This window comes from Streptomyces sp. NPDC026394 (assembly GCF_055567735.1).
In genome coordinates this window covers 44,847-68,446 of sequence record NZ_JBVHPX010000021.1, presented here as the reverse complement: position 1 = coordinate 68,446, position 23,600 = coordinate 44,847, and the positions used below count along the sequence as shown (strand labels likewise).

Sequence of the window (23,600 nt, the reverse complement as noted above, 5' to 3'; positions counted from 1 at the left end):
GCGGCGCGGTGCACGCGGGGAGTCGTACGAGGAAGCCGCCGCCCGCGAACTGTCGGAGGAACTCGTCGTCCGGGCCGCGGCCCGGCTCGCCTTCACGTTCCTGTGCCGCGGGGCGATCGCCCCGTACCGGCTCGGCGTGCACGAAGCCGTCATCACGGGCGACGGGATGCCGGACCCGGCGGAGATCGCCTGGCACGACTGGCTGACCGAGCCCGCTCTCCGGGAGGCGTGCGGCGGGGGGACCTCGTCCCCGGCGGCCGGGAAGCCTTCACGAGGTACGCCGCCCTCGCCTGAGCGCTGATGCGGCCGGACGCCGTGCCGGGCCACTGAGAGCCCGGCACGGCGCTGCCCGCGTGCTACCGCTGCGAAGACCGCACGTCCACATCGGCCGCCCGCACATAGCCGACCCGGTGCCCCACCTGGATTTCGTAGTAGACGTCCTGGCCCCGCACGACCGCGTGTTGGGACAGGTCGTACGTCGGGGCGTAGAAGTACTCGCCGCGCACCCGGTTGCCGACGGCGTAGCGCTGGCCGGACAGCAGCTTGTACGGGAGCGGCGTGACGGCCTGTACCGGCACGCCCGCCGGGTAGGCCGCCGCCTCCGGGTACGCCCGTCCGTAGACCGGGATGTCCGCCCGGCCCGCCTTCGGCGTGATCACCAGCCCCTTCGCGTCGACCGCGGTGGGCCGCTTCGGCGGGTTGTGGAACCACGCCTTCTGGCCCAGGTACCAGACGGCCGTCCACTCCCCCCGGCGCTCCGCGACCGCGTACCGCTGGCCGGTGGTGGCGCGGGCACCGGTGTCGTTGACCCCGGTCGTCGAGGGGCTGCCGTCCGGGCGCAGACCGATGTCACTGACCAGGGGCGCGCTCGCACTCGGTGCGGTGTGCAGGCGCACCGCGGCCGAGCCGTGCGGCGCGCACGGCTGCCCCGGCTTCTCGCAGTCGGTGTAGACGGGCCGGTGCCGGTCGTAGTCGGGGCGGATGGTGACCAGGCCGCCCCCGGGGCCCGCCGTGCGCACGAACGGCTTGCCCAGCAGCCGGAAGTAGTGCGCCCAGTCCCAGTACGGGCCCGGGTCGGTGTGCATGCCCTTGATCGTGTCGGGTGTCGTGCCCGGCACGTTGTCGTGGCCGATGATGTGCTGCCGGTCCAGCGGCAGGTCGTACTTGCGCGCCAGGTAGCGCACCAGGCGCGCCGAGGCCCGGTACATCGCCTCGGTGTACCAGGCGTCCGGAGCCGCGAGGAAACCTTCGTGCTCGATGCCCACGGAGTGCGCGTTGACGTACCAGTTCCCCGCGTGCCAGGCGACGTCCTTCGTCGGCACGTGCTGGGCGATCAGTCCGTCGGCCGACCGGATCGTGTAGTGCCAGGACACATAAGTCGGGTCCTTGATGAGCTTCAGCGTCGTCTCCCACGACCCCTCGGTGTCGTGCACGACGATGGCGTCGACCCGCTGGTCCCGGGGCCGGTCCGCCTTGTCGTGGTTGCCGTAGTCCCCGTCGCCGAACTCCTCGTACGGCGCGGGCACGGACACACAGGAGACCGTACGCGGGCATTCGAGGCGGGAGCCGTCCGCCGGCGCGGCGGCGGACCGCAGCCCCAGGCGCCCGAGCTGCGCCCGGTCCGGCGTCAGGCCCGGCGCGGCGGGAAGTGTCACCGCCTGGCCGGAGCCGGTCGTACGGGACCGGCCCTGCCGCAGGACGTCGTACACGTCGTCGGCGAAGCCCGCCGCCGTCCGGGCGTCGTCCGCGCCCGAATAGCGGGCGACGGCCCCGTACCAGCGGGCCGGATCGGCGGAGCGCAGCCCCAGGCGGCGCTGCTCCTCGGCCAGCAGCGCCGCACCGCCGCGGATGTTGGAAGCCGGGTCCCGGCGCAGCCGTTCGGCGGGCAGCCCGGTCAGCCGCGCCGCCCGCTCCAGGGTGCGCAGCCGGGCGGGCAGCTCCGTGGTGGCGGGGAGCCGCGCGTGGGCCCGCTTGCGGGCACGGGAGTCGTCGCCGCGCGGGTCCTCGTCACCGTGGCTGTGGTGCGGCCGCTCGGCCAGCGCCGTACGGGCGTCGGTCAGGTGCATCGGGCCGTAGCCGCCGGAGACACTGGGCGCGCCGCCGTGCCCGTCCCAGCGCGACTCCATGTACGCCACGGCCAGCAGCACGTCCCGGGGGACGCCGTAGCGCGCGGCGGCGTCCGCGAACGCCTGCTGGAGGGAGTCGGCGGCGGGCTGTGCCGCCGCGGCGCGGGGCTGCCCGTCCGGGCCGGACGGCGCGGCGGAGACCAGCGGCAGCAGCAGGGCCGCCGCCGCGACGGCGGTGGCGGCCCTGCGCGCTCTGGAGCGGGGGGTTCTCTTCTCGTCGGATCCTCGCAATGCAGCCTCCTGTGGCCGACCGGGACGAGCCGGGGCGTCTGGCGGATGGTGTGCATACGGCCGTGCGCGGAACGGGATCCTTACAGCTATCGCCTGGCCGACGATCCGTCAATCACCGTGCGCCCCACGGGCTTCGTATGTCAGCGCGCATTCCGCAATCCCGTACGAGAGCGAGGGCAGCCCCCGGCACACACGGGTGAGCGGCACGCCCCTACGGCGTGCCGCTCACGTGCCCCTCGGCGGATCAGCGGGTGCCGACCGCCGCCCGTACCGCACGGCGCGCCATCTGGCAGTCGTCGTGCAGCCGACGCAGCAGCAGCCGCTGTTCCTCACCCGCCGCAAGCGCACCGGGGTGACCCGGCCCCGGCGTGCCCGTCGGCGTGGGCTCGCGCATGGTGCGCTGCACGGCGGTTTCGTAACGCCGTATTTCGCGGGTGAGCACCAGCATCAGATTGACCAGGAAGGCGTCCCGTGCGGCGGGTCCCGCGGCCTGCGCGAGCTGGCTGATCTGGCGGCGCGCCACCGGGGCGTCACCGAGCACCGACCACAGGGTCGCGAGGTCGTAGCCCGGCAGGTACCAGCCGGCGTGGTCCCAGTCGAGCAGCACCGGCCCGGCGGGGGAGAGCAGGACGTTGTTCAGCAGCGCGTCGCCGTGGCAGAACTGACCCTGGGTGTGGGCCAGGCCGTGCAGCAGCTTCTGCAGGTCGCCCAGGTCCCGGTCGGTCAGCAGACCGAAGTCGTGGAAGCGCCCGATGCGGCCCGCGTAGTCCAGCGGCGCGTCGAACATCCCGGCCGGCGGTCGCCAGAGGTTGACCCGGCAGATCGCGCCGAGCGCGGCCCGTACGTCGGCGCGCGGCGGTGCTTCGGTGGGATGCCGTTGAAGGGAGGCGACCCGGCCGGGCATCCGCTCGACGACCAGGGTGCAGTTGTCAGGATCCGCGGCGACCAGCCTCGGTACGCGCACCGGCGGGCGGTGGCGTACGAAGGACCGATACGCAGCTATTTCGTGCCGGAACCGCTCGGCCCACGCGGGGGAGTGGTCCAGTAAGCACTTGGCGACCGCGGTCGTACGGCCGGCGGTGCCCACCAGGAGGACGGACTTGCCGCTCCGGCGCAGCACCTGGACCGGATGGAACTCGGGGCAGATGCGGTGCACCGAGGCGACCGCGGCGCGCAGCTGAGCACCCTGGGGGCCGGACAAGTCGAGTCTCCCGCTGAGCGGTTGGGTGCCTCCCCCCTGCACCCGCCGGTTGCGGCCGCCGGTGAGGCCGGAAACCGCCCCCTGGGACTGGGAGGGGTCGAGATACGGCCCGCTTCCCGGAGGCTGCGGACGGTACGGCCGGTTCGGGGCGCTCACGGCGGACGATGCTGCGTACATGGGTGAGACAGATCCCTTCGTGCGCCGACGAGTTGCAGTGCGGCTCCCGGCCCGGCGACCCGGGGCCCGAAGGCCCCGGATCCGGTGTCCGCACCCTGGGGAATGCGGTACCGACACCGGGCCGGGGGCTGCACTTCTACAGAACACGCGGGCGCGGGTGGCAGACCATCTGGCGGACCCTGGCGAACCCTGGCGAATGCTCGCGGGCGTCGTCGGCGGCCCGTTACTGTCAAGTCAGTCGAGGAACCTGGGGGCTTGACGTGGACAGGGAGCCGAACACCCGTCTCGCGGACCTTTTCGGCCTGGCCGGCTGGTCCAAGGGCGAGCTGGCGAGACTGGTCAACCGGCAGGCGGCCGCCATGGGGCATCCGCAGCTGGCGACCGACACCTCGCGGGTACGGCGCTGGATCGACACGGGGGAGACCCCGCGCGACCCGGTGCCCAAGGTGCTCGCCGCCCTGTTCACCGAGCGTCTCGGCCGTGTCGTAACCATCGAGGACCTCGGGTTCGGTCGTTCCGGGCGCGCGGGGAGGAAACAGGCCACGGACGGTCTCCCGTGGCCGCCCGAGCGAACGGCGGCGGTCCTCACGGAATTCACGGGAATGGACCTCATGCTCAACCGACGCGGCTTGGTGGGCGCGGGCGCGGCGCTCGCCGCGGGCTCCGCACTCAGCAGCGCCATGCACGACTGGCTGCACACCGATCCGGCGCTGGCAGCCGACGCCCCCCGATTCGACGACCCGTTCGACTACAACACCATCGACCAGATCGGCTACGACCGTTACGAGGCGGCTCCCGTGGGGTCGCAGGAGATCGACGCACTGGAGCGGTCGGTCGAGGTCTTCCGCGCCTGGGACGCGGCCCGCGGCGGCGGGCTGCAGCGCAAGGCCGTGGTGGGCCAGCTCAACGAGGTGGGCGGGATGCTCGCCTACCACCACCCCGACCATCTCCAGCGCAGGCTGTGGGGGGTGGCGGCCAACCTTGCCGTCCTGGCGGGCTGGATGTCCCACGACGTGGGGCTGGAGCCCACCGCCCAGAAGTACTTCGTCATCGCCGCCCACGCGGCGCGCGAGGGTGGCGACCGCCCGCGCGCGGGCGAGGCGCTCTCCCGGGCGGCCCGCCAGATGGTGCACCTGGGCCGTCCCGACGACGCCCTGGACCTGATGAAGCTGGCCAAGTCCGGCTCCGGCGCCGAGAACCTGCCGCGGACCCGCGCGATGCTCTGCACCATCGAGGCGTGGGCCCAGGCCAGCAAGGGACAGGGCCAGGCCATGCGGCGCACCCTGGGCGAGGCGGAGGAACTCTTCGTCGCCGACCGGGGCGATGTGCCGCCGCCGAGCTGGATGCAGATGTTCGACGAGGCGGACATGCACGGTATGCAGGCGCTGGCCTTCCGTACACTGGCCGAACACGACCCGCGGGCGGCGAAGATCGCCCAGGCGCACGCCAAGCAGGCGCTGCGGCTGCGCGACAACGGCCGGCAGCGGTCGCAGATCTTCGACTACCTCTCGCTGGCCTCCGCCTGCTTCATCGGCAACGACCCCGAACAGGCCGACCGCTACGCCCGGCTGGCCCTGGTGTCCATCAAGGAGAACTCCTCCCACCGCACCTGGGACCGGCTGCGGGAGATGTACCGGCTCACCGGCCGGTACGCGAACTACGCCAAGATCCAGGACCTGCGGGAGGAGATCCAGCGGGTGATGCCGAAGGCCAAGAACAAGGGGCTGGGCCCGGGAATCGGTCCGGTGGGCAGCAACCTGCGGGTCTGACGCCGACGGCTACCGGCGGGGCCTGAAACGGACAAGAGCAAGACGAGCCAAGACCCGTGACCCCGGTCCTGGCCGTACGGACATCGCGTCATACGGACACCGCGCAAGGGTTTACGCTACCCGCTCACCCTGGCGATCAGCACACACGCGTCGTCCTCGCGCTCGGCGCCGCCGAACTCCTCGGCGATGACGCGGACACAGTCCTGCGCGTTGCGCGCCGCGGCGAACCGCGGTGCCAGCGACAGGAGGCGCTCGGCACCCTCGTGGGGCGCGAGCGCGCCGTGCGACCGGCGCGGCACCAGGCCGTCCGTGTGCAGCACCAGAAGGTCGCCGGGCTCCAACTGCTCGCACCGTTGCGTGTAGGCGGCTCCGGTGGTGGCACCGAGCAGCACGCCCTCCGGGGGGCTCAGCGGGCTTCCCGTGCCGTCGCGGAACAGCAGCGGGGCGGGGTGGCCGGCCTGGGCCCAGACGAGCTGACGGGAGGCGGGGTCGAAACGGCAGCAGACCGCGCTGCCCAGGGCGGGCTGTGCGGAGGTGTCGAGGAGCTGGTTCAGATAGCCCATCAGCGGGCCCGGCTCCTGACCGGACACCGCCATGCCGCGCAGCGCGCCCAGCACCATCGCCATGCCGGACGTGGCGGTGGCGCCGTGGCCGGTCAGGTCGCCGACGCTCAGCAGGGTCCGGCCGTCCGGAAGCTGCAGCGCGTCGTACCAGTCCCCGCCGATCAGAGCGCTGGTGCCGGAAGGGAGGTAACGGGCGGCGAGGTCGAGTGCGACGGGCCCGCCCTGCGGGAACCGCAGGGAGCCGCGCCACGGCGGCAGCACGGCTTCCTGCAGCTCGACCGCAAGCCGGTGCTCCGTCTGCGCCATGTGCCGTTGACGCTGCAGCGAGTCACGGGTCTCGCGCACCGCCCGCTGGCTGCGACGCAGCTCGCTGACGTCGCGCAGCACGGCCCACATGCACGCCGTACTGCCGTCGGCTTCGAGCACCGGCTCGCCCACCATGTGCACCGTACGGACGCTCTGGTCGCTCCGTACGATGCGGAACTCGTCGTCGATCGGGCGGCCGTCCACCAGGCAGTCGGTGACCATCGTGGTCAGTAGCTGCTGGTCCTCGCAGAAGACCAGGGACGGCAGCTCGTCCAAGGTCAGGGGCCCTTCGGCCGGGTCCCGGCCGAAGATCCCGAACAGCTCCTCGGACCAGCTCACCTCGTCGGTGAGGAGGTTCCACTCGGCGCTGCCGACCCGGCTGAGCAGTGAGCCGCGCGGATGCCCCGCGGGCTCGGGCGGCGCCACCGGCAGCCGGTCGTCGTCGGCCGCGTCGGCCGCGTCCGCCGTGTCCTGGGCCGTCCCGGGGTCGGCGGGCAGGCCCTCCCGGAGCTGGTCCAGGTGTCCGCCGAGGTCGTCGAGGTGATGGACGGCGAGGTCGCACAGCGCCCGCTGCCAGCGCAGCCGGGGGTCGTCGGGCTCGTCGCCGCCCGCCGCGGTCTCCCGGCGTACGGCGTCCAGGCCGCCCCGCAACCGGCGTGCCTGGGTGATCAGGGCCTCGACCACGTCGCGCTCGGGCGGCTGGGCGGCTGGTCGGTCCGCGAACAGATGGGACGGCATGACGTTCTCCGATATCAGGCGGCGCCGGGGCCTGGTCTGACGGAAGGGCCGGTAACGACTGTTGCACAGGCTGCGACCGCCCGTAAGGGATTTGGCATTACCCGATACGGTGGTGCACTTGGCATATGCCCCCGGCCTCCCTGGGGCAATCTTCGGCCGAATCAGCGGAACGGAGCGTTCCAGGCTAGGCTTCGGCCGCCGTAGCGCGCTCGGTCCCACCGATCCATGGTGGGAACGACGCATACGACCCGTGGTCACCGGCAAGAATGCCGGTCAGCGGAAATCCCGTTGCCAGCCTGCCCCCCGCACCGGATGCTGACCTCATGTTCGATCCAGACATAGCGCCCAGTGGCACCCTGCTCGGCCTCCTGCAGCGAGGCCGCGGCGACGGGACCCTGCACGCCCTCGCGGCGCCGCGGGCCGAGGCGCTCGCGGCACTGAACGACAGCGTGCTGCGCGACCCCCGCCGCGACTGGCAGGTAGAGAACCGCTCCCTGTACTACGCGCGCCTCTACATGCAGCTCGACGGCGGACTCGAAGAGATCGAACGGCATCTTTTCCACCCCGACGACCTCACCGACCCCGGCGAGGAGCGCACGGGCCTCGCCCTCGCCGTGCTCGGCCACCTCGCCGCGTACGGCCGGGACGCCGCCCTCCTCCTCCTGCGCAGCTACGCCGCCGCCGGCACGAACTGGCGCTGGGCCCTGGACGAGCTCGCGCTGCGGGACGACGACGCGGGACTGGCGACCCTCGCCCCCGCGGTCCTCGCCCGCTTCCCGCACACCGCCGAGGGCGACGCCGAGCTGGCCGCCGCCGTCCGCGACGCCTTCGAGCCCCGCCCGTGGCGGCTGTGGGCCGAGGACCCCCGCTACGGCGAACGCGTCCGCGCCGCCCAGGAACAGGGCTGCTTCGACCGCTGGCAGCGCCAGCTCAGGCCCAGCGGCCCCCGCCCCGGCTGGAGCGTCACCGAAGTACTGGACTGGGCCCAGCAGGGCCTGGAGCTGCATCCCGAGGAGTGGCGCCAGGTCGCGGCGGCGCGCTGCCTGGCGGCCGTCGCGGGCCCCGAGGACCGCCCCGAGCTGCTGCGCGCCGCGCGCACCGGCCCGGACGCCGCCCGCGCCGCCGCCCTGCGCCACCTCGCCGAGCGCGGCGACCCGGAGGCCCTCGACCTCATCGAGGCCGCGGCCGCCGACCCCTTCTCCAGCCGTCCGCTCGCCGAGGCCGCGCTCGCCGCCTTCGAGCGGATGCGCGCCGTGGCCGCCGTCGAGCGGGCCCGCCGGTGGGCCCCCCGCCCCGACGCCCTCGGCGCGGCCGGCGCCACGATGCTGGCCCGCCGCGGCAGCCGTGGCGACGCCGACCTGGTGCTGGCGGCCCTACGCCGTACGGTACGGACCGAGGGACCGGACGCGGACGGACTGTGGGAGCTGGTCGACGGGGCGGGACGCCTGGGCGTGGCCTGCGCGGCGCCGGTGCTGCGCCACATCTACCGCGAGACCTCCTCCTCCCACCTCAGAGGCCGCGCCGCGGGCGCGCTGGCCGTCACCGACCCCGGGTTCCCGGCGGGCTTCGCCGTCGAGTGCCTGTGGGACTGCGAGGAGAGCACCCGCGAGCTGGCCGCCCGGCACGCGGCGACCGGCGACGACCGGGTCGTGGAGCAACTGCGCAGGCTGGCCGCCGATCCGGCCGAGGAGGCCGAGGTGCAGACGGCGGTACGCAGCCGCTTCGGGCCGGACGCGCCGGCGCTCTGAGCCGCGGGGGCGCAGGGGCCGCGGGAGCGCACGGGCCGTCCGCGCCGGGCGCCCGTGCTCCGGCGCGGGCGTCAACGCTCACGGGACGTTCCCCGGCAGGAAAGATCCCCGTGGCCGGTTCCACGCCCGGTGGGCCGACAACAGCCGTATGCGTGTTGCCATCGTCAGCGAGTCCTTCCCGCCCGACGTCAACGGCGTCGCCCACTGCGCCCTCGAAACCGCCCGGCACCTGGTCCGGCGCGGGCACGACGTGCTCGTCGTCGCCCCGACGGGCGCCGACGGGACACCGGACGGCGGACCGGGCGCCCCCTGCTCCGTCGTCCGGGTGCCCTCGGTGCCGCTCCCGGGTCACCCGCAGGTCAGGGTGGCGCTGCCCGGCCGCCGGCTGGCCGCCGCGCTGGACGGGCACCGGCCGGACGTGGTGCACCTGGCCGGGCCCTTCGTCCTGGGGGCCCGCGCGATGGCCGTCGCCGCGCGGCGAGGCGTGCCCGCCGTCGCCGTCTACCAGACCGACCTGGGCGGCTACGCCCGTGCCTACCTGCGCACCGGCGGCGCCGCGGCCTGGCGGCGCCTGCGGACGGTGCACGCCGCGGCCGACCGGACCCTCGCGCCGTCCTCCTCCGCCCTGCACGACCTGGCCGCGCACGGGGTGCCCCGGCTGCGGCTGTGGCCGCGCGGCGTGGACTCCGCGCGGTTCCACCCCGCTCGCCGCGACACGGTGCTGCGCAGCTCGCTCGCCGCGGGCCGGACCCTGCTGGTCGGGTACGTCGGGCGGCTCGCGCCCGAGAAGGAGGTACGGCTGCTGGCCCGGGCCTCGCGGCTGCCCGGCGTACGGACCGTGGTGATCGGGGACGGGCCGAGCGCCCCCGGCCTGCGCGCCGCCCTGCCCGGCGTGCGTTTCCTGGGCCGCCGCACGGGCGACGAACTGGCGCGGCTCGTCGCCTCCCTGGACGTGTTCGTGCACACCGGCCGCTACGACACCTTCTGCCAGACCGTCCAGGAAGCGATGGCGGGCGGCGTACCCGTGGTGGCGCCCGCCGCCGGCGGCCCGCTGGACCTCGTGGAGCACGGGCGTACGGGGCTGCTGGTGCCGCCGGGTGACGGGGAGGCGCTGCGCGACGCGGTCCGGCTGCTGGCCGGCGACCCGGCCGCGCGCGCACGGCTGGGCGCCGCGGGCCGCGCGGCGGTCGAACACCGCACCTGGGAGGTGGTCGGCGACGAACTGCTGGGCCATTACGAGGACGTGCTCGCCGACCGGACGGCGGTGGCCGCATGACGGCGCGGACGGGCACGTCCGCGCGGTTCGTCCTCGACGAGACCCGGTACGTCGGAGCCGGACTGCGCATCGTACGGCTCGCGAACTTCGTGACGCCGGAGTCGGGCGGGCTGCGTACCGCTCTGCGGGCCCTGGGCGCCGGATACCGCGCCGCCGGGCACGATCCGGTCCTGATCGTGCCCGGCCCGGCCGCGGGCGACGAGGACACCGGCCAGGGACGGGTGATCACCCTGCCCGGCCCGGTCCTGCCCGGCACGGGCGGCTACCGGGTGCTGGCCGACCGGCGCCGGGTCCGGCGCGTCCTGGAGGAGCTGGCCCCCGACCGCCTGGAGGTCTCCGACCGCACGACGCTGCGGTGGACCGGGGAGTGGGCGCGGCGGGCCCGCGTCCCGGCGGTGGCGGTGTCGCACGAGAGTGTGGACGGCGTGCTCCGCACCTGGGGCGTGCCGCGCGGACCGGCACGCGCCGCCGCCGACCGGATCAACGCCCGGACCGCGCACGCCTACAGCCGGGTGGTGTGCACGACGGAATGGGCGGCGGCCGAGTTCACCCGGGTCGGCGCGCGCAACGTCGTACGGGCGCCGCTGGGCGTCGACCTGACGGCCCGGCACCCCGCCCTGCACAGCCCGGAGCTGCGGCGCCGGTGCGCGGGTGGCGCCGACGTGCTCCTGCTCCTGTGCTCGCGGCTGTCGGTGGAGAAGCGGCCGGGACGCGCCCTGGACGCGCTGGCGGAGCTGCGGTGGCGTGGTGTCGACGCGGCCCTGGTGGTCGCGGGCGAGGGGCCGCTGCGGTCCCGCCTGGCGGCCCGGGCCCGTACCGAGCGGCTGCCCGTGGCGTTCCTCGGGCAGGTCGCCGACCCGGGTGAGCTGGCCGCCCTCCAGGCCGGCGCGGACGTGGCCCTGGCGCCGGGCCCGGCGGAGACGTTCGGGCCGGCGGCCCTGGAGGCGCTCGCCTGCGGTACGCCGGTCGTGGCGAGCGCCGCGTCGGCCCTGGCCGGTCTCGTCGGCCCCGGCGGTGACACCGCCCTGGACGACGGCCCCTCCTTCGCGGACGCGGTCCTGCGGGTCCTCGGGCGCCCCGAGGCGCAGCGCCGTGCGGCGGCCCGGCAGCGCGCGGAGGGCTACGGCTGGAAGCCGGCCGTGGCCGCCTTCCTCGCGGCCCACGACGCCGCCGTACCGCCGCTGTGACGCCGCCGTGCCGCCCGTACGGCAGGGGTCAGGCCGACGGTTCCCCCTCGACGGTCCGGGGCCCCAGCCGCAGCGACGGCTCCGGCGTGACCGGGGTGTCCTCCGGCTGACGGGCCCACCGGGCGGCGATGACCGCGCAGACCATCAACTGGAGCTGGTGGTAGAGCATCAGCGGCAGGATGACCAGGCCGGCCGCGCCGCCGAAGAGCACCGCCGCCATCGGCAGCCCGGTGGCGAGGCTCTTGTTCGAACCGCAGAACACGATGGTGATGCGGTCCGCCCGGCAGAAGCCCAGCCGCCGGGCGGCCAGCGAGGTCGTGACCAGGGCGGTGGCCAGCAGGCCCGCGGCCAGGAGCAGCAGGGCGAGCAGCCGGGCCGGGGTGATCTGGTGCCAGATGCCCTGCTCCATGCCCTTGCTGAAGGCGGTGTAGACGACGAGGAGGATGGAGCAGCGGTCCAGGAGGCCGAGGGATTTCTTGTGCCGGGTGAGCAGGCCGCCGATCCAGCGGCGCAGCACCTGCCCGGCGAGGAAGGGCAGCAGCAGATGGGTGGCGATGGAGAGCAGGCCCGCCGCCGAGAAGCTGAGGGCGGAGCCGATCAGCCAGGCCGCGAGCAGCGGGGTGGCGGCCATGCCGAACAGACTGGAGTACGTGCCGGCGCAGATGGCGGCCGGGACGTTGCCGCGGGCCGTGGAGGTCAGGGCGATCGAGGACTGGACGGTCGAGGGGACGACGCACAGGAACAGCAGCCCCGTGTACAGCCGGTCGGAGAGCAGGAACGGGACGAGGCCGCCGGCCGCCAGGCCCAGCAGCGGGAAGAGGACGAAGGTGCCGGCCCCGGTCAGCAGGTGAAGCTTCCACTGCCGTAGCCCGTGCAGTGCCTCACGGGTGGAGAGCCGCGCACCGTAGAGGAAGAAGAGCAGACCGATGGCGAGGTCGGCGGCGGTGTCCGCGGCCACGGCCCCCGCTCCGGTCGCGGGCAGTACGGTGGCGAACAGGACGGTGCCGAGGAGGGCTGCCACATAGGGGTCGACCGCTCGTGCCAGGCGGCGCGGCGTGCGGGCGGCCGGTGCCGGGTCACTCATCGTCGCCGGTCTGCCAGGGCGGGTGTCCGACGCGGGACGGGTCGGCGCCGGGGCCGTTGGCGTCCCGGGTCCGTACGTCGATGGCGCCGCCGCCTCCGTCGTGGTCGCTGCCCGCCGTCCCCTTGCCGGCGAGCAGGGTGTTGAGCGTCCGGTCGACCTCCAGCCAGGAGTCCGCCGAGGAGTTGTCGACGACGAGCAGGCCGACGGCCGTTCCCGCGCGGGGCGGCGGCGGGGTCTCGTCCTCGTCGTCCTGGGAGTCGCACGGCGGAGCCGGCGGCGGGACCGGCGGCCCCGGTGCCGCGGCCTGGGCGGCGCCGCCGCCCCACAGCACGCTCAGCACCGTCGCGACGGCGAGGGACAGCGTGGAGGGGCGCACGGCCCGGGACCGCGTGCCGCGGTCCCGGAGCCGCCCGGCGCCGCCCCGGAAGGGGTTCGGTGCCATACGGTCAGCCTCTTCTCAGACGGGGGCCGGGGCGCGGTGGGCGTGATGCCTGCTGATGTTCTTCTCCAACAGCTCGGTGGCGCAGCGCAGTTCGACGCTGCCGGTCTGGCCCGTGACGGGCAGCCTGCCGTCGGCGTTCTTCAGGTCGGCCAGCGCTCCGTCGATGGCGCCGTGCGCGGCGAACAGGCAGGGGGTGCTGTAGATCGCCACGTCCACGCCGAGTTCGGTGAGTTCGGTCAGTGACAGGCGGGGCGACTTGCCGCCCGCGATCTGGTTGAACAGCAGCGGTTTGCTGCCCACCACGGACCGGATGCGTTCGATCCACTCCACGCTGCGCACCCCGTCCACCAGGACGACGTCCGCGTCCGTCTCGGCGAGCGCCGCCGCCCGCCGGACGATCTCCGCCTCCTCCGTGGCGTCCGTACGGGCCACCACGACCAGGTCCTTGCGGCTGCTCAGCACCAGGTTGAGCTTGTCCAGGTACTCCTCCAGCGGGAGGATCAGCTTGCCGTCCGCGTGTCCGCACCGGCGCGGTCTCTTCTGGTCCTCCAGGATCACGCCCGAGGCCCCGGCGCGCTCCAGGCTCTGGACGACGTGGCAGGCGACCTCGGGGTCCACATAGCCGTCGTCGATGTCCACCAGCAGGTGGTGGGACGGAAAGGCCAGGCGCAGCCGTTCGGTGAACTGCACCATGTCCGGCCAGGCGATGAATCCGATGTCGGGCAGGCCGTAATAGGATGCCGCGAAACCGAATCCGGAGACGAACATGCCGTCGTAGTGCTGGGCCGCGATGGACGCCGAATACATGTCGTAGATACCGATGAGCGGTGTGGTGCGAGGCGACCCGACCGCCTCGCGCAGGGCGCTGCCGTACTGCATGGTTCTCCTGCCTCTCGGGCCCGCGGAGCGCGGGTCCTTGGGGTGTTCTTGACCCGACGGTCCCAGGAAACAAAGAGCTAGTAAAAGGATTCCGGGAAGCAACACCCGTTTGAGGAAACGCCGCAGGCCACGGGGGTTGTTCGGAAATTATTATGAGGTGATGGGCGGACTGCGGAAGTGACGTTTCCGCGGGGGGATCGCGGGAGCGTAAACGTGATGAGCTGAAATGCGCCGGAGGCCGCCCGGGTGTTTTCGGGCGGCCTCCGGCGTCCGTCCGGGCGCGCCGGAGGCCGAGCACGCCGGCGCCGCCGGGCCCGCTGCCACAATGGCGGCATGACGGGACGCTGGGAGTTCTGGATCGACCGGGGCGGCACGTTCACGGACGTGGTGGGGCGGCGGCCGGACGGGCGGCTGGTCACCGGCAAGCTGCTCTCGCACCGCCCCGGGAGCGCCGAGGACGCCGCCGTCGCCGGCATCCGGGCGATGCTGGGGCTCGCCCCCGGCGCACCGGTGCCCGCCGAGCGGATCGCCGTCGTCAAGATGGGCACGACCGTGGCGACCAACGCCCTGCTGGAGCGCGCGGGCGAGCCGACCGTCCTGGTCACCACCGAGGGCTTCCGGGACGCGCTGCGCATCGCCTACCAGAACCGGCCGCGGATCTTCGACCGGCGGATCGTGCTGCCCGAGGCGCTGTACGAGCGGGTGATCGAGGTCCCGGAGCGGGTGGACGCGCGGGGCGAGGTCGTCCGGCCTCTGGAGACGGAGGTGGTGCGGGCGGAGCTGGCGCGGGCGTACGAGGACGGGCTGCGCAGCGCGGCGGTCGTCCTGCTGCACGGCTACCGCTGCCCGGACCACGAGCAGGCTGTCGCCGCCCTGGCGAAGGAGGCCGGGTTCACGCAGGTGAGCTGCTCGCACGAGGTCAGCCCGCTGATGAAGCTGGTGCCGCGCGGCGACACCACCGTCGTGGACGCCTATCTGTCGCCGATCCTCGGGCGGTACGTGGCCGAGGTGGCCCGCCAACTGCCGGGCGTACGGCTGATGTTCATGCAGTCCAACGGCGGTCTGCGGGAGGCCGCGCACTTCCGCGGCAAGGACGCGGTGCTCTCCGGCCCGGCGGGCGGCGTCGTCGGGATGGCCCGCTCCTCGGCCGAGGCGGGCGACGGGTACGACCGGGTGATCGGCTTCGACATGGGTGGCACCTCCACCGACGTGTCGCACTACGCGGGCTCCTTCGAGCGGATCTTCGGCAGCGAGGTCGCGGGCGTACGGATGCGGGCGCCCATGATGAACATCCACACCGTCGCGGCGGGCGGTGGCTCGGTGTTGCACTTCGACGGGCGGCGCTACCGCGTCGGCCCGGACTCGGCCGGTGCCGTCCCAGGCCCGGCCTGCTACCGGCGCGGCGGCCCGCTGACCGTCACGGACGCCAACGTCATGCTGGGGCGCGTCCAGCCGGCGTACTTTCCCGCGGTGTTCGGGCCCGACGGCGACCGGCCGCTGGACGACGCGACGGTACGGGAGCGTTTCGTCCGGCTGGCCGAGGAGGCGGCCGAGGCCACCGGCGACCGGCGCGGCCCCGAGGAGGTCGCGGCCGGGTTCCTGGACATCGCCGTGCTGAACATGGCCAACGCGGTCAAGAAGATCTCCGTCCAGCGCGGTTACGACGTCACGCGCTACGCGCTCACCAGCTTCGGCGGCGCGGGCGGCCAGCACGCCTGCGCGGTCGCCGACGCGCTCGGCATCGGCACGGTCGTCGTACCGCCGCTGGCCGGGGTGCTGTCCGCGTACGGCATCGGGGTCGCCGACGCGACGGCCATGCGGGAACAGGCCGTCGAGGTGGGGATCGACCCGGAGTCGGACGCCACGGACCTCGCCGAGGTGCACGGTGTCTGCGACCGGCTGGCCGCCCGTACCCGTCGCGAACTGCTCGACGACGGCGTCCCGGAGGAGAGCGTCACCACCCGGGGGCGGGTGATGCTCCGCTACGCCGGGACGGACTCCGCGATCGGCGTGGCGCTGGACACGCCGCGGGCGATGGCCGCCGCGTTCGTCCGGGCGCACCGGGCTCGGTACGGGTTCACGATGGACAAGCCGCTGATCGCCGAGGCCGTGTCGGTGGAAGCGGTGGGCGCCGCGGGCGGCACGGCCGGGCACGAGGTGCCGACGGGGGAGCGGGCGGGGGCGCTGCGGCCGGTCGCGACGGTGCGGATGTTCGCGCAGGGGCGCTGGCAGGACACGGACCTGTTCGCCCGGGGCGACCTGCGCCCCGGCGACATGCTCACCGGTCCCGCGATCGTCGCCGAGGACGACGCGACGACGGTCCTGGACCCGGGCTGGCAGGCCCGCGCGGGGGAGCGCGGCCATCTGCTGCTGACCCGGGCGCGGCCCCGCGCGAGCGGTCCCGCGGTCGGCACGGACGCCGATCCGGTGATGCTGGAGGTGTTCAACAGTCTCTTCATGGCGATCGCCGAGCAGATGGGCGTCCGTCTGGAGAACACCGCCCACTCGGTCAACATCAAGGAGCGGCTGGACTTCTCCTGTGCCCTCTTCGATCACGAAGGCAACCTCATCGCCAACGCCCCGCACATTCCCGTGCATCTCGGGTCGATGGGGGAGTCCATCAAGGAGGTGCTCCGGCGTCGGCGCGGCACGGACGGAGAGCTGCGGCCGGGTGATGTGTACGCGGTCAACGATCCGTACCACGGGGGTACGCACCTGCCGGACGTCACCGTCGTCACCCCCGTCTTCGACGACGCGGGCGAGGAACTGCTGTTCCTGGTGGCCTCGCGCGGCCACCACGCCGAGATCGGCGGCATCACCCCGGGCTCGATGCCCGCCTTCAGCCGCACCATCCAGGAGGAGGGTGTCCTCTTCGACAACTGGCTGCTGGTACGGGACGGCAGGCTGCGCGAGGACGAGACGCGCGACCTGCTCGCCGCCGGGCCGTATCCGTCACGGGCACCGGACGCCAACATCGCCGACCTGCGGGCCCAGATCGCCGCCAACGAGAAGGGCATCCGCGAACTGCGCAAGATGATCGAGCAGTTCGGCCTGGACGTGGTGCGGGCCTACATGGGGCACGTCCAGGACAACGCCGAGGAATCGGTACGCCGGATCATCGCGCGGCTGGCGGACGGCTCGTACCGTTACGAGACCGACGGCGGCGCGGTGATCCAGGTCGCGCTGACCGTGGACCGCGCGGCCCGCAGCGCCGTACTGGACTTCGCCGGGACCTCGGAGCAACTGCCCGGTAACGCCAACGCGCCCAGCTCGGTGGTGATGGCGGCGGTGCTCTACGTCTTCCGTACGCTCGTCGCCGAGGACATCCCCCTCAACAGCGGCTGCCTCAAGCCGGTCGAGGTGCGTGTCCCGCCCGGTTCCATGCTCGCGCCGGAGTTCCCCGCCGCCACCGTCGCGGGCAACGTGGAGACCTCGCAGGCCGTCACCGGCGCGCTCTACGCCGCGCTCGGCGTGCAGGCCGAGGGCTCGGGCACGATGAACAACCTCACCTTCGGCAACGACCGGGTGCAGTACTACGAGACCGTCGCCAGCGGCTCGGGCGCGGGCGACGGCTTCGACGGCGCGGACGCCGTGCAGACCCACATGACCAACTCCCGGCTGACCGACCCCGAGGTCCTGGAGTGGCGCTATCCCGTACGGGTGGAGAGTTTCTCCGTACGCGAGGACAGCGGCGGCGACGGCCGGTGGCGGGGCGGCCGGGGCGTCGAACGCCGCCTGCGCTTCCTGGAACCGGTGACGGTGGCGCTGCTCACCGGGCACCGCCGGGTGCCGCCCTACGGGATGGCGGGTGGCGGACCCGGCGCGACGGGCGCCAATCTGGTCCGCCGCGCGGACGGCACGGAGGAAGCCCTGGAGGGCTGCGACGTGGCGGAGATCGGCGCCGGGGACGTACTGGTGATCCGTACGCCGGGGGGCGGCGGTTACGGCAAGCCGGACGGATCAGCCGGAGACGCGTGAGCGCCGGGGGACGAAACGGACGGTCGTGCCCGGTGCGGCCTGGGCCGCCGCGGCGAGGAAGCGTTCCGGCACGACGCCGACGACCGGGTAGCCGCCCGTCGTCGGGTGGTCGTTGAGGAAGAGCACGGGCAGGCCGTCCGGGGGGACCTGAAGCGCTCCCAGCGGCATGCCCTCGCTGGGCAGCTCGCCGTCCTTGCGGCGTTCCAGGGACGGCCCTTCGGTGCGCAGGCCGATGCGGTTGCTCGCCGAGGAGACGCGGAAACGGCCGGTGGCGAGCGTCCGCAGGCCCGCTCCGGTGAACCAGTCGTCGCGCGGCCCCAGTACGCAGGGCAGCACCAGTTCCGCGACCGGCGGTGCCGGGAGCGGGACGACGTCCACGGAGGCGGGCGGGCCGTGCGGGGTGCCGAGCGGCAGCACGCCGCCGTCGGACAGCGGCGCGGGCCCGAGGCCGGAGAGCAGGTCGGCGGCGCGGCTGCCGAGCACCGGCTCCGCGTCGACGCCGCCGGCGAAGGCGAGGTACGAGCGGAGTCCGGCGGTGGCCGGCCCGGCGTCCAGCACCGCGCCCGCCGGGACGCGTACCGGCGCGCCCCAGGGGGCGGGGCGGCCGTCCACCGTGACCGGACAGGGCGCGCCGGTCACCGCGGCCACGGTGTCCGTGCGGACCCGTACGGCGCAGCCGGTGAGGGTCGTCTCCAAGGTGGCGGACGTCTCCGGATTGCCCACGAGGCGGTTGGCGACCCGGTGGGCGGGCTCGTCCAGGGCGCCCGCACGCGGCACGCCGAGGTGGGCGTGGCCCGCGCGGCCGAGGTCCTGGACGGTGGTCAGGGCTCCGGCGCGTACGACACAGAAGGCGCGGTCGGTCATCATGCCTCCTGGGATTCAGTAGAAACCGGGATGAAGCGGACGCGGGTGCCGGGGGAGAACAGGGCCGCCGGGTCGCGGTCCGGGTCCCACAGGTCGACGTCACTGGTGCCGATGAGCTGCCAGCCGCCGGGCGAAGAGCGCGGATAGACGCCGGTGTACGGGCCCGCCAGGGCGACCGAGCCGACCGGCACCTTGGTGCGCGGCGTGGCGCGGCGCGGTACGTGGTGGCGCTCCGGCAGGCCCGTCAGATAGCCGAAGCCGGGCGCGAACCCGCAGAAGGCGACGTGGAACTCGGTGCCGGAGTGGATACGGACCACGTCCTCGGGCGTGGTGCCCCACAGGGCTGCCACGTCGGCGAGGTCGGGGCCGTCGTAGCGCACCGGGATCTCGATGGCGGGCCGGTCGCCGGCGGTGGCCGGGGGGACGTCCCAGCCGGACAGCTCGGCGGCCAGCCGTCCCGGGTCGGCCAGCCCGTCGAGCAGGACCGTACGGGCGGCCGGGACGATCTCGCGGACCGCGGGCAGGGTGCCGGCGGCGGCGCGGCGCAGCAGCTCGGCGTGGAACGCCTCGACGGCCGCGGCGTCGTCCAGCTCGACCAGCAGCCCGTGGTCGCCGACCGGCAGCGGGCGCAGGGACAGCCGCGACCGGCCGGCCGGGGTGCGGCCGCCGGGGGTACCGGTGCTCACGCGAAGCTGCCGATCCGTACGCCGGCCGCGGTCAGCTCGTCGCGCACCCGCCGTGCGAGGTCCGCGGCGCCGGGGGTGTCGCCGTGCAGGCACAGCGAGCGCGCTTCGGTCTTCACGGTGCTGCCGTCGACGGCGGTGACGGTGCCTTCCGTCGCCATGCCCAGCGCGCGCTTGACGACCTCGTCGGGGTCGTGGATGACGGCGCCCGGCTCGCGGCGGGAGACCAGGGTGCCTTCGGGGGTGTAGGCGCGGTCGGCGAACGCCTCGCCGACGACGGGCAGGCCGACGCGGCGGGCCGCCTCGTGGAGCTGGGAGCCGGGCAGGCCGAGGATGGGCAGCGGGGTGCCGGCGGTCCGTACGCCTTCCAGGACGGCGGCGGACTGCGCCTCGTCGTGGACGCAGCGGTTGTAGAGCGCGCCGTGCGGCTTGACGTAGCCGACCCGGGTGCCGGCGGCGCGGGCGAAGACCTCCAGCGCGCCGATCTGGTACGCGATCTCGTCGGCCAGCTCGCGCGGCGGTACGTCCATGGCGCGGCGCCCGAAGCCCGCGAGGTCGCGGTAGGAGACCTGGGCGCCGACGACCACGCCGCGCTCGGCGGCCAGCTCGCAGACCCGGCGCATGGTGCTGGGGTCCCCGGCGTGGAAACCGCAGGCCACGTTGGCGCTGGTGACGACGGAGAGCAGGGCCTCGTCGTCGGTGAGCTCCCAGCGTCCGAAGCCTTCCCCGAGGTCGGCGTTGAGATCGACGAGGGGGGTGGTCACCGGGTCGCTCATAGAAGTCGCAAGTCCGTTCCGGAGGTGGCCGCCACGCGGGCGGGTGCACAGGCCGCAGAGGTTTCGGGACCGGCCGGCCCGTATCCGTAGTGGCTCTCCCCCTGAGGGCACTCGGGCCGGCCGGTGGTCAGGCCAACGTAAGCGATCGTTCAACGATCCGACAAGAGGTGTGTTGTCTCGTTCTGCCATCTGGGATTGACTGCCGCTCACAGCACAAGGGGTGCACGTACGGGGCGAAAGCGGGGACGACGATGGCGGGCGGGATGACACGGGGCGACCGGCACAGGCTCGCCGAGGTCTCCGAGCTGGCGGGCGACCGGGTACTGCTGGGGCGTTCCAGCACCGCGGAGCGGGTGGCCGACATTCTCCGGGACCGCATCACCGAGGGCTACTTCCCACCCGGCGCGCGACTGTCCGAGGAGAGCATCGGCGGGGCCCTGGGGGTCTCGCGCAACACCCTGCGGGAGGCGTTCCGCCTGCTCACACACGAGCGCCTGCTGGTGCATCAGCTCAACCGCGGGGTTTTCGTACGCATCGTGACGGTGGCGGACCTGGACGACATCTACCGGGTCCGTACGCTCGTGGAGTGCGCCGCCGTACGCAGCCTGGGTGAGCCGCCGCACCCGGTGGGGGCGATGGAGGCGGCCGTGGTGGCCGGCGAGACCGCCTTCGAGGAGCGTGCCTGGCGGGACCTGGGCACCGCGAACCTCCGGTTCCACCAAGCGGTGGTGGGCCTGGCGGGCAGTCCGCGCACCGACGAGCTGATGCGCGGGGTGCTCGCGGAACTGCGGCTGGTCTTTCACGTGATGGACGATCCGCGCCGGTTCCACGCGCCGTACCTGACCCGCAACCGGCAGATCCTCGAAGAGCTCCAGGCCGGGAACGGGGCCGCCGCCGAGCTGCTGCTGGAGTCCTATCTGGAGGACTCCAGAGTGCAGCTTTCCGGGGCGTACGCCCAGCGCATGGCGGCGCGGGAGGGCGTGTAGGAGTACCGGAGTTTCGCTCCCGTCAACCCCTTGTCGGATCGTTGAACAATCGCCTAACCTCCTCGCATCCTCCTCACGGTCCGCGTGGGGTCCCGTATGCGGAAGGCGGACCCATGATCGTGCTTCTCGGCGTGCTCGTGGTCGTGGTCGGCTTCGCCACCAAACGCAATGCCCTGCTGGTCGTGGGGGTGGCGGGCATCGTCACCGGTCTGCTCGGCGGCCTGTCGCCGCAGGAGGTCCTGGCGGCCTTCGGCACCGGCTTCGCCAGCAGCCGGGCGGTGACGATCTTCGCGATCACCCTCCCGGTGATCGGCCTGCTGGAGCGCTACGGCCTCCAGGAGCAGGCCCGCCGGCTGATCGCCCGCTTCGGCAAACTGACCACCGGCCGTTTCCTCGCCCTCTACCTGGGCATGCGGCAGATCGGCGCGGCCGTCGGGCTGACGCACGTCTTCGGGCACGCGCAGACCGTGCGCCCGCTGGCCGTGCCGATGGCCGAGGGCGCCGCCGAGCGCAAGCACGGGCGGCTGACCGAGAAGGGCCGGGAGAAGGTCCGCTCGTTCTCCGCGAGCGCCGACAACGTGGGGCTGTTCTTCGGTGAGGACGTCTTCCTCGCGGTCGGCTCGATCCTGCTGATCACCAGCTTCGTCAACACCACGTACAACACCCACCTGGAGCCGCTGCACCTGGCACTGTGGGCGATCCCCTCCGCGCTGTGCGCCTTCGCCGTGCACGGCTGGCGGCTGCTGCGCCTGGACCGGTACCTGGAACGCGAACTGGTCGCCGCCAACATCGAGCCCGTCGCCGAGGGAGCAGCCAAGTGATCAAAGCGGAGTGGTTCTACTGGCTCGTCGGCCTGAGCTTCCTGGTGATGGCCTCCCAGATGCTCACCGACCGCAGCAACCCCAAGCGGCTGGGCACCACCGCCTTCTGGGGCCTGCTCGGCGTCGGCTTCGTCTACAGCAGTTGGGTCGTCGAGAAGAAGGCCCCGGCCGAGCCGCTGGGCGCGGCCGTCCTGATCATGGTCCTGCTGGCCGGCTTCGGCTTCACCGGGCGCGGTACGCCGCGCACCACCACGCCCGAACAGCGCGAGGCCAGCGCCCTGAAGCTGGGCAACAAGCTGTTCGTGCCCGCGCTGGCCATCCCGGTCGTCGCGCTGCTGTGCGCGGTCCTCGTCAAGAAGCTCTCGATCGGTGGTGAACCGATCCTCCAGGAGGGCAGCGAGACCATCCTGGGGCTCGGCATCGGCGCCGTCGTCGCCCTCGTCGTCGGCATGATCATGCTGCGCGAGAAGCGGATAGCGGTCCCCGTGCAGGCCGGGCGCTCCATGCTGGAGTCGATGGGCTGGGCGATGCTGCTGCCGCAGCTTCTCGCCACCCTGGGCACCATCTTCCAGCTCTCCGGCGTCGGCACCCAGGTCGGCAAGCTCGCCACCTCGGTCCTGCCGGAGGACTCCCTGTACGTCGCGGTCGTCGTCTACTGCGTCGGCATGGCCCTGTTCACCGTGATCATGGGCAACGCGTTCGCCGCCTTCCCCGTGATGACCGCGGCGGTCGGCTGGCCGGTGCTCATCGAGCACTTCCACGGCGACGCGCCCGCCGTCCTGGCCATCGGCATGCTCGCCGGGTTCTGCGGGACGCTGGTGACCCCGATGGCGGCCAACTTCAACATCGTCCCGTCGGCGCTGCTGGAGCTGAAGGACCAGTACGGACCGATCAAGGCCCAACTGCCCACGGCCGGCGTGCTGCTCGGCTGCAACATCGTGGTCATGGCCCTGTTCGCCTTCTGACCCCGCCCACCGCCCCACGCACCACCGCACGACACGAACCGCACCGCACCGCACGACACGAACCGCACCGCACCGCACCGCACGACACGAACCGCACACGGACCGGGGGGCACCGCGCGGCTCACGAACCACAGGGAACGCCATGACGCGGACGACCCGCATCCTGCTCACCGGATTCGAGCCCTTCGGCGGCGAGAGCTCCAACCCCTCCTGGGAGGCGGTGCGGGCCGCCGCCGCGGAGCCGCCCACCGGGCTGGAGATCACCGCCGTCGAACTGCCCTGCGTCTACGGACGCTCGAGCACCGCCCTGCGCGAGGCCGTCGCGGCGCACGACCCCGACATCGTGCTCTGCGTGGGTCAGGCGGGCGGCCGGCCCGACCTGACGGTGGAGCGGGTCGCCGTCAACATCGACGACGCCCGCATCCCCGACGTGGCGGGCGCCCAGCCCATCGACGAGACCATCGTCCCCGGCGGCCCCGCGGCGTACTTCGCCGCGCTCCCCGTCAAGGCGTGCGTGGCCGCCGTACGGGAGGCGGGGGTGCCGGCCTCCGTCTCCAACACCGCGGGCACCTTCGTCTGCAACCACGTCTTCTACGACCTGATGCACCTGATCGCGACCGAGCGGCCCGCGCTGCGCGGCGGCTTCGTGCACGTACCGTACGCCCCCGGACAGGTCGCCGGCCGGTCGCTGCCCTCACTCGCGGTGAGCGCCGTCGCCGAGGGACTGCGTGTGATCGCCGCCACCGCCGCGCGTACAAATACGGACATCAAGGCCGTCGGAGGCGCCACACACTGACCTG

The 23,600-nt window shown here is 73.6% G+C and carries 18 protein-coding genes; 9 read left to right on the top strand and 9 right to left on the bottom strand.

Features of this window, described 5'->3' with window-relative positions; genetic code table 11:
• Positions 1 to 356: 356 nt before the first annotated feature.
• On the bottom strand, positions 357 to 2,357 hold the full coding sequence (locus tag ACZ4QV_RS33600; protein ID WP_467763810.1) for an N-acetylmuramoyl-L-alanine amidase: 2,001 nt from the start codon (positions 2,355 to 2,357) through the stop codon (positions 357 to 359).
• Positions 2,358 to 2,601: 244 nt separating this feature from the next.
• Positions 2,602 to 3,735: an aminoglycoside phosphotransferase family protein gene (locus ACZ4QV_RS33595; RefSeq protein ID WP_361585942.1), complete on the bottom strand. Its 1,134-nt coding sequence runs from the start codon at positions 3,733 to 3,735 to the stop codon at positions 2,602 to 2,604.
• A gap of 260 nt (positions 3,736 to 3,995) precedes the next feature.
• On the opposite strand from ACZ4QV_RS33595, the gene ACZ4QV_RS33590 reads away from it, so the two are divergent.
• Positions 3,996 to 5,504: a DNA-binding protein NsdB gene (locus tag ACZ4QV_RS33590; RefSeq protein WP_361155182.1), complete on the top strand. Its 1,509-nt coding sequence runs from the start codon at positions 3,996 to 3,998 to the stop codon at positions 5,502 to 5,504.
• Positions 5,505 to 5,620: 116 nt separating this feature from the next.
• Here the strand turns inward: ACZ4QV_RS33590 and ACZ4QV_RS33585 are convergent, their stop codons facing one another.
• On the bottom strand, positions 5,621 to 7,111 hold the full coding sequence (locus ACZ4QV_RS33585) for a PP2C family protein-serine/threonine phosphatase (RefSeq protein ID WP_361585945.1): 1,491 nt from the start codon (positions 7,109 to 7,111) through the stop codon (positions 5,621 to 5,623).
• Between the two features lie 323 nt (positions 7,112 to 7,434).
• Between ACZ4QV_RS33585 and ACZ4QV_RS33580 the strand changes: the two genes are divergently transcribed.
• The 3 genes from ACZ4QV_RS33580 (at position 7,435) to ACZ4QV_RS33570 (ending at position 11,322) form a co-directional block, all read left to right on the top strand.
• Positions 7,435 to 8,859, top strand: a complete 1,425-nt coding sequence (locus ACZ4QV_RS33580; protein WP_361585948.1) for a HEAT repeat domain-containing protein — start codon at positions 7,435 to 7,437, stop codon at positions 8,857 to 8,859.
• A gap of 148 nt (positions 8,860 to 9,007) precedes the next feature.
• Complete coding sequence (locus ACZ4QV_RS33575) at positions 9,008 to 10,135, top strand: glycosyltransferase family 4 protein (protein ID WP_361155186.1); 1,128 nt, start codon at positions 9,008 to 9,010, stop codon at positions 10,133 to 10,135.
• Positions 10,132 to 11,322: a glycosyltransferase gene (locus ACZ4QV_RS33570; RefSeq protein WP_361585951.1), complete on the top strand. Its 1,191-nt coding sequence runs from the start codon at positions 10,132 to 10,134 to the stop codon at positions 11,320 to 11,322. The genes ACZ4QV_RS33575 and ACZ4QV_RS33570 overlap by 4 nt, the downstream gene beginning before the upstream one ends.
• Positions 11,323 to 11,350: 28 nt before the next feature.
• Here ACZ4QV_RS33570 and ACZ4QV_RS33565 read toward each other — a convergent pair whose 3' ends face one another.
• Genes ACZ4QV_RS33565 through ACZ4QV_RS33555 form a run of 3 tightly spaced genes read right to left on the bottom strand, consistent with a single transcriptional unit; the run spans position 11,351 to position 13,727 of the window.
• Complete coding sequence (locus tag ACZ4QV_RS33565) at positions 11,351 to 12,406, bottom strand: bile acid:sodium symporter family protein (RefSeq protein ID WP_361155189.1); 1,056 nt, start codon at positions 12,404 to 12,406, stop codon at positions 11,351 to 11,353.
• Positions 12,399 to 12,848: a hypothetical protein gene (locus tag ACZ4QV_RS33560; RefSeq protein WP_361155191.1), complete on the bottom strand. Its 450-nt coding sequence runs from the start codon at positions 12,846 to 12,848 to the stop codon at positions 12,399 to 12,401. The genes ACZ4QV_RS33565 and ACZ4QV_RS33560 overlap by 8 nt, the downstream gene beginning before the upstream one ends.
• A 15-nt stretch (positions 12,849 to 12,863) precedes the next feature.
• The gene (locus tag ACZ4QV_RS33555; protein WP_361155192.1) at positions 12,864 to 13,727 is read right to left on the bottom strand and encodes an isocitrate lyase/PEP mutase family protein; all 864 of its coding nucleotides are present in this window, start codon (positions 13,725 to 13,727) and stop codon (positions 12,864 to 12,866) included.
• 333 nt (positions 13,728 to 14,060) lie between these two features.
• Between ACZ4QV_RS33555 and ACZ4QV_RS33550 the strand changes: the two genes are divergently transcribed.
• Positions 14,061 to 17,705 carry a hydantoinase B/oxoprolinase family protein gene (locus tag ACZ4QV_RS33550; RefSeq protein ID WP_361585957.1) on the top strand — a complete coding sequence of 1,215 codons (3,645 nt, stop codon included), beginning with the start codon at positions 14,061 to 14,063 and terminating at the stop codon, positions 17,703 to 17,705.
• On the opposite strand, the gene ACZ4QV_RS33545 is transcribed toward ACZ4QV_RS33550, so the two are convergent.
• From ACZ4QV_RS33545 to ACZ4QV_RS33535, 3 genes are read right to left on the bottom strand one after another with little or no spacing between them, the layout of a single operon-like run.
• On the bottom strand, positions 17,688 to 18,569 hold the full coding sequence (locus tag ACZ4QV_RS33545) for a 5-oxoprolinase subunit C family protein (RefSeq protein WP_361586026.1): 882 nt from the start codon (positions 18,567 to 18,569) through the stop codon (positions 17,688 to 17,690). The genes ACZ4QV_RS33550 and ACZ4QV_RS33545 overlap by 18 nt on opposite strands.
• Positions 18,569 to 19,207, bottom strand: coding sequence for a 5-oxoprolinase subunit PxpB (pxpB, locus tag ACZ4QV_RS33540; protein ID WP_361155274.1), 639 nt, complete (start codon positions 19,205 to 19,207; stop codon positions 18,569 to 18,571). Before pxpB ends, ACZ4QV_RS33545 begins: the two co-directional genes overlap by 1 nt.
• 44 nt (positions 19,208 to 19,251) lie before the next feature.
• Entirely contained in the window at positions 19,252 to 20,028 is a 777-nt protein-coding gene (locus ACZ4QV_RS33535; protein WP_361155195.1) for a LamB/YcsF family protein, read from the bottom strand.
• A 251-nt stretch (positions 20,029 to 20,279) separates the two neighbouring features.
• Here ACZ4QV_RS33535 and ACZ4QV_RS33530 point away from each other — a divergent pair, with 251 nt between their 5' ends.
• The 4 genes from ACZ4QV_RS33530 to pcp all read left to right on the top strand — a co-directional run bounded on the left by ACZ4QV_RS33530 (position 20,280) and on the right by pcp (position 23,596).
• The gene (locus ACZ4QV_RS33530) at positions 20,280 to 21,014 is read left to right on the top strand and encodes a GntR family transcriptional regulator (protein WP_361585960.1); all 735 of its coding nucleotides are present in this window, start codon (positions 20,280 to 20,282) and stop codon (positions 21,012 to 21,014) included.
• A 113-nt stretch (positions 21,015 to 21,127) separates the two neighbouring features.
• Positions 21,128 to 21,835, top strand: a complete 708-nt coding sequence (locus ACZ4QV_RS33525) for a DUF969 domain-containing protein (RefSeq protein ID WP_361155198.1) — start codon at positions 21,128 to 21,130, stop codon at positions 21,833 to 21,835.
• Entirely contained in the window at positions 21,832 to 22,800 is a 969-nt protein-coding gene (locus tag ACZ4QV_RS33520; RefSeq protein WP_361585963.1) for a DUF979 domain-containing protein, read from the top strand. The genes ACZ4QV_RS33525 and ACZ4QV_RS33520 overlap by 4 nt, the downstream gene beginning before the upstream one ends.
• A 142-nt stretch (positions 22,801 to 22,942) precedes the next feature.
• Positions 22,943 to 23,596: a pyroglutamyl-peptidase I gene (gene pcp / locus ACZ4QV_RS33515; RefSeq protein ID WP_361585966.1), complete on the top strand. Its 654-nt coding sequence runs from the start codon at positions 22,943 to 22,945 to the stop codon at positions 23,594 to 23,596.
• Positions 23,597 to 23,600 lie beyond the last annotated feature (4 nt).